Origin of the sequence: Kitasatospora sp. NPDC059722 (assembly GCF_042733235.1) — a bacterium.
In the GTDB taxonomy this organism is placed as follows: Bacteria; Actinomycetota; Actinomycetes; order Streptomycetales; family Streptomycetaceae; genus Kitasatospora.
In genome coordinates, this window is record NZ_JBHWGD010000007.1 from 44,212 (window position 1) to 50,366 (window position 6,155).

At 75.5% G+C, this 6,155-nt stretch carries 4 protein-coding genes; 1 reads left to right on the forward strand and 3 read right to left on the reverse strand.

Annotated elements, in window-relative coordinates:
* Positions 1-9 precede the first annotated feature (9 nt).
* The 3 genes from ACFV4F_RS06240 to ACFV4F_RS06250 all read right to left on the reverse strand — a co-directional run bounded on the left by ACFV4F_RS06240 (position 10) and on the right by ACFV4F_RS06250 (position 5,300).
* Positions 10-1,185: a S8 family serine peptidase gene (locus ACFV4F_RS06240; protein ID WP_380500616.1), complete on the reverse strand. Its 1,176-nt coding sequence runs from the start codon at positions 1,183-1,185 to the stop codon at positions 10-12.
* Positions 1,186-1,357: 172 nt separating this feature from the next.
* Entirely contained in the window at positions 1,358-4,714 is a 3,357-nt protein-coding gene (locus ACFV4F_RS06245) for a right-handed parallel beta-helix repeat-containing protein (RefSeq protein ID WP_380500617.1), read from the reverse strand.
* A gap of 55 nt (positions 4,715-4,769) precedes the next feature.
* Positions 4,770-5,300, reverse strand: a complete 531-nt coding sequence (locus tag ACFV4F_RS06250; RefSeq protein WP_380500618.1) for a hypothetical protein — start codon at positions 5,298-5,300, stop codon at positions 4,770-4,772.
* A gap of 21 nt (positions 5,301-5,321) precedes the next feature.
* Here ACFV4F_RS06250 and ACFV4F_RS06255 point away from each other — a divergent pair, with 21 nt between their 5' ends.
* Positions 5,322-5,990, forward strand: a complete 669-nt coding sequence (locus tag ACFV4F_RS06255; RefSeq protein ID WP_380500619.1) for a LysE family translocator — start codon at positions 5,322-5,324, stop codon at positions 5,988-5,990.
* The last annotated feature ends 165 nt before the right edge of the window (positions 5,991-6,155 follow it).

A 6,155-nucleotide genomic window follows, 5' to 3' on the forward strand; every position in this document is an offset into this window, starting at 1 on the left:
CGGCGGGTCTCACACCCCGCCGCGGCGGCGGCCCAGGCGGACGGTCAGGCCCCCGAAGCCCACCAGCACCATCACGCCCGCACTGCCGGCCGCGACCGCCAACGCCCGCCAGGTGCCCGAGCGGTCCGGGCCCGGGGTGACCACCACCGGGTCGGCGGCCGCGGCGGTCTGGTGGGCTGCCGCGGGCCAGGACGCGGTCACGGCCGCCACCGGGTCGACGGTGCCGTAGCCCACCGCGGCGTCCGGGAGGCGGGTGCCCGGGCGGTAGGCGGTCGTCTCCAGGCGGCGCACGAGTTGCTCCGGGGTCAGGTCCGGCCGCAGCCCCAGCACCAGCGCCGCCGTACCGGCCACGTAGGCGGTGGCGCAGCCCGGTCCGGAGGCCGTGAACAGGCCGCCGCCGGGCCCGGTGCCGGTGACGCCCTCGCCGGGTGCGGCCAGGTCCACGCGTCCGTCCAGCGTGCCGCCGGCCGGCCCGCCGGGACCGGTCGACGCCACCGCGAGCACGCCCGGGTAGGAGGCCGGGAACACCGCGGCACTGCTGCCGCCCCGCGCGTCCGGGGCGACGGGCGCGATGACCAGCGAACCGTGCGCCGCCGCGTACGTGACCGCCTCGCTCAGGGCGTCGCTCGCCCCGGGGACGGGCACCACGACCGCGACGACCCTGGCGCCCTTGTCGACCGCCGCGCGGATCCCGGACGCCAGCAGGTCCGGGGTGGTCGACCCGGCGTCGTCGGTGACCGCCACCGCCAGCACGCGGGCGTCCGGCGCGAGCCCGGAGGCACCGCCGTCGACGGTGCTGCGCCCGGCCACCAGCCCGGCCGCGAAGGTGCCGTGGCCGACGCAGTCGCGGCCCGCGTCGCCGGTGCCGTAGAGCCGTGGCCCGAGCTGCAACCGCCCGGCCAGGGCGGGCGATCCGGCGTCGACCCCCGATCCGACGACGGCGACCGTCACCCCGGCACCGCGGCTCAGCGACCAGGCCTCCTCCGGCCGCAGCGCCCTCTGCGACCAACTCGGTGCGTCGGCGGGCCGGTCGGAGGGCTTGAGGCACCCGTTGCGCTGGACGTCCTGCCGGGTCTGCGTCAGCGGGGGCGGGTCCGCCCCGGGCGTGGGCGCCGCCACCGCCGCAGGGGCGGCAGCCAGCAGCGCGCCGGCGAACGCGGCCCCGGCCCACCGCCGCCCGCTCACGCCGCGCCACCCGAGGAGTCCCGCGCGCCCACGATCCACGCCCAGCGACGGCGACCCGCGCCGAGGCCGGCCGAGCGGGCCGACGACGACGACCCCGCAGCCAACCAACCGCCGACCGCACCTGCGCGCCCGGCCGGCGCCCCGGGCAGCACGCCTCCCGTCCGCCGCCGCGTCACACCGCACTTCCCGTCCGGGCCGTCGCGACGTCCTGCGGCAGGAGCAGGCTGAGGTCGGCGAGATCGGCGACGTCGAGGCGGCTGAGGCGGCCGGCCTGGCGGGTGATCATGCCTTCCAGGGTCTGACGGGCCGTGCGGCCGTTGCCGAAGGTGCGGTCGCGCGGCATCGCGGCGAACGTCCCGGTGAGGGCGTCCACCGTCTCCGGGGCGAGCACGTAGCCGGCTTTCTCGGCGTGGAGGCCGACGATGGTGACGAGTTCGTCGTCCGTGTAGTGCTCGAACTCGATCTGGCGGGAGAAGCGGGAGGCGAGGCCGGGGTTGGAGGCGAGGAAGCCGCGCATCTCGTCCTCGTAGCCGGCGACGATGACCACCACCTCGTCGCGGTGGTCCTCCATCAGCTTCATCAGCGTGTCGACTGCCTCCTGCCCGAAGTCGTTGCCGGCGCCGCCGCGCGGGGTCAGCGTGTAGGCCTCGTCGACGAACAGGACGCCGCCGCGGGCGCGTTCGAAGGCCTCTCGGGTGAGCTGGGCGGTGTGGCCGACGTAGCGGCCGACGAGGTCGGCGCGGGCGGTCTCGACGAGCTGTCCGCCCGGCAGGACGCCGAGTTCGGCGAGCAGGCGGCCGTAGAGGCGGGCGACGGTGGTCTTGCCGGTGCCGGGCGGGCCGGCGAAGACGAGGTGGTGGCTGATCGCGGCGGTGGGCAGGCCGGCCTCCTCGCGGCGGCGGACCTGGGTGATGAGGTTGACGAGGTCCTCGACCTGCTCCTTGGCGGCGGGCAGGCCGACCATGGCCCGCAGTTCGTCGAGGATCACGGTGCTGTCGGCGGCCTCGGCCGCACCGGCCGCCTCGACGCCGGTGTCGGCCGCGACGAGCAGCGCCAGGTCTTCGTCGGCGATCTCGGGCTGCCGGGCGAGGCGGGTAGCCTGCCGGTCGACCATCTCCTCGAAGACCTTGCGGGCCGACCGGCCGTTGCCGAAGTCCGGTCCCTTGGGCATCCGTTCGAAGAGCGTGGTGAGCGCTTCCCCGGTGCCGTCGGCGAGTTGGTAGCCGTGGCCGGTGGCCGCCTTCTGAACGATGGTGACGAGCTCGTCGACCGCGTAGTTGGCGAACTCCACGGTGCGGCTGAAGCGGGAGGCGAGGCCGGGGTTGGAGGCGAGGAAGTCGGTCATCTCGGCGGAGTAGCCGGCGACGATCACCACGATGTCGTCGCGGTGGTCCTCCATCAGCTTCACGAGGGTGTCGATGGCCTCCCGCCCGAAGTCGGGGCCGTTGCCGCCGGCCCCGGCGGAGAGCGTGTAGGCCTCGTCGATGAACAGGACGCCGCCGAGCGCCTCGTTGAACACCTCCGTGGTCTTGAGCGCCGTGCCGCCGACGATGGCCGCGACGAGGTCGGCGCGCGCGACCTCGGTCAGGTGGCCGCTGCGCAGGACGCCGAGTTCGGCCAGGATGCTGCCGTACAGGCGGGCGACGGTGGTCTTGCCGGTGCCCGGGGGCCCGGCGAAGATCAGGTGGCGGCTCATCGGGAGGGCGGGCATGCCGGCGAGTTCGCGGCGGCGGGCCAGCCGGTTGAGGTTCACCAGCGTGGCGACCTGCTCCTTCACCGCCGCGAGGCCGACGAGGTTCTCCAGGACCTCCAGCGGCCCCTGTGCGGCGGACGCGGGCGCCGGCGCACCCTCCTCGGCCCGGACGGGCTCGCCCGGAGCGGCGGCCACCCCGGCCGCCCGCGACACACCGGCGTCGGCGCTCGCCGAGCCGTGCGCGTCGGGGTGGCCGTTCTCGCGGCTCTGCAGGTTCTCCACGGACAGGCGGGCGCTGGGGGTGGTCTGCCGCAGGCCGGAGCCGCGGTTGCCGGTGGCGGTGCAGCCGGTCGCGCGGACGGCGTCGGTGGAGTCGACGCGGATGCCGTCGGCCGAGTTGTCGACCGCCTCCAGCCGGGTCAGGGCCGCGCGGGCGCCGGCCCCGACCCGGATGCCGTGGCGGCCGTTGGCGCGGGCCCGGACGCGGGTGCAGGTGAGGTCGCCGCCGTCGTCGACGGCGAGGCCGTCCTCGGTGGACTCGGCCACGTCGCAGTCGCGCAGGGTGGCGACGCCGCCCGTGCCGACGTGCACTCCGACGCCTTCGGTACCGCGGACGGTGGTGCCGCCGACGAAGGTGTTGGCGCCGTCGGCGATCAGGACCCCGGTGCGGCCGGCGGCGAGCACGGTGGAGTCCTCCAGGCGGCCGCGGGCGTCCCGGACCGCCTCGACGCCGTTGCCGCGCGCGGAGGTGACGGTGATGCGGCGCAGCAGGGGGTTGGCGCCCTCGGCGATCCGCACGCCGCTGCCGCCGGCGTCGCTGACCTCCAGGCGGACGAGTTCGGCGGCGCTCTCGCCGCCGAGGTCGACTCCGGTGTCGCCGCAGTCGCGCACGGCGAGCCCGGTGAAGGCCGGTCCCGCGCAGTCGTCGACGCGGACGCCGACGCCCTCGGCGCCGGTCACCTCGCAGTCCTCGAAGGTGCCGCGGGAGCGGCCGGTGACGTGGATGCCGTGGCCGCGGGTGCGCACCGCGCGGCAGCGGCGCAGCAGCGGGTCGGTGCCGTTGCCGAGCACGATGCCGTGGCCGGTGGTGGCGGTGACGGTGCAGTCCTCCAGGAGCACGCGGGCGGCGGAGCCGACGTAGACGCCGAGGGCGGCGTCGCGGACGGTGGTGCGCAGCACGCGGGTGGTGCTGTGCTCCTCCAGGGCGATCGCGGGCTTGTCGGTGGTGGAGATCTCGCAGTCCTCGATGCTGCCGCGGGCCTCGCCGTTGGCGCAGATGCCGTTGCCGCGGGCGTCGCGCATGACGCAGTTGCGGACGACGGGGTTGGCGCCCTCGCCGATCACGAGGGCGGAGGTGCCGAGGTGTTCGATGACGGTGTCCTCGATGACGCTGGCGCCGGTGGACGTCTCGACGATGCCGGCGCCGGCCGAGTTGACGATGCGGCAGCCGCGCATGGCGAGGGCGCCCTGCCGGCGGGTGAGGACGGCGGTCCAGGAGTTGCCGACGACCTCGCAGTCCTGGAGGGCGGCCTGGCCGCGGGGGACGTCGACGGCGGGCAGTTCGTCGTCCTGGCCGTGCAGGACGAGGCCGGTGAGCTGGACGGCCTCGGCGACGACCTGGACGACGCAGCCGCGCCGCGGTGTCACCCGGACGGTGCCGCGGACGTCCTCGGCGGCGATGGTGACCATCTTGGTGATCACCAGGTTCTCCTCGTACCGCCCGGGGCGGACGGAGATGACGGCTCCGGCGCGGGCGGCCTCCAGGGCCTCGCCGATCGTGCGGTAGGTGCCGCCGGTCCCCTGTTCCTGGCACACCGTCAGCACATGGCGCGACATGGCTCGCCTTCCCTTTCGTCTGCTTGCTTCGTGCCCTGCGGGCGGGTCGTGCGGGTCATCCGGTGCAGTCGGCCTTCACGGTGGAGGCGGCGAGGTGGGCGCCGGCGGTGCCGCCCCAGTCGATGCCGCGGGTGTGCAGCATGACGGCGATCCGGCCGCCGGTCAGCTGGTAGGTGCCGGCGCTGACCCACTGGCCTTGGTGCTGCGGCTGGTTGATCGAGAACGAGCCGATCGTGCCGCTGCCGGGGCTGGTGCCGTTCTGCACGGTGTAGTAGGCGGGGGCGCCGCCGACCGCCTTGATGTCGCCGTTGTTCGGGATGTAGACGGAGATGCGGCAGCTGCCGCTGGTGACGGGGCTCGCGAAGAACGTCCAGACCACCGAGTTGCCGTCGTCCTTGCTGCGGTCGCCGGACATGGGGACGGACGTGTAGTCGCCGCCGCAGTCGGTGCCGCCGTCGTGGTTGGTGACCCAGTCGCGGGAGCCGGCCGAGTGGCCGTTCTCGCTGTAGCCGGTGCTCGACGAGGCGCAGCCCGGTCCGGCGTAGCCGGTGTAGGACGGCGGGGCGGGCGGAGCCGGCGGGGGCACGGCCGCGGGCGGCTGCTGGGGTTGCTGCGGCGGCTGTGGGGCGGACGGCTGAGCGGGGGGCTGGACGGGGGCGGGCTGCGCCGGAGCCTGCGGCGCGGTGCCGGGCTGGGCACCGGCGGCGGGGCGGTCGGCGGCGCCGTTCCCGGCGCGGACGGCGGGGGCCGGGCCGCCGGCCTGTACACCACGCTCGGCGGCATGCTGGGGCTCAGCGTGCACGTGTCGGCCGCGTCACTGGGGGTGTCGTCGCTCCTGGTCGCGTCCGCCGTGGCGTTCACCGTGCTGAAGGCCGTCGGGACGCTGTACCTGGTGTGGATGGGCATCGGCACGCTGCGCGCCGCCCGGAAGTCGGCGCGGACGACGGCCGACGCGGAGGCGTCGGAGGCGGCCGGGAAGACCTGGCTGATGTACGTGCGGCAGGGCTTCCTGTCGAACGCGCTCAACCCGAAGGTGGCACTGTTCTTCGTCACCTTCCTGCCGCAGTTCCTCCCCACGACCGGGCACACGCTGGGCCGGGCGCTGGTGCTCTCGGCCGAGTTCGTGGTGCTGTACCTGCTGTGGTTCGGCCTCTACACCGTCACCGTCGACCGCTTCGGCGCCTTCCTGCGCCGCCCGAAGGTCCGCAGCCGCATCGAGCAGGTCACGGGCGTGCTGCTGATCGGCTTCGGCGTGCGGCTGGCACTGATGCAGTGACACCGCTGTGGGGGTGTCCCGACCGGACACCCCCGCACAGGGTTCTCCGACCACGGCCGGGGGCGGGGTCCGCCCGGCCCCCGCCGTCCGCCCACATGGGGGGGTGCGACAACGATTGGGGGGGTGAACGGGGGTACCGTGGAGCCGGACGTTACCACGACCCCG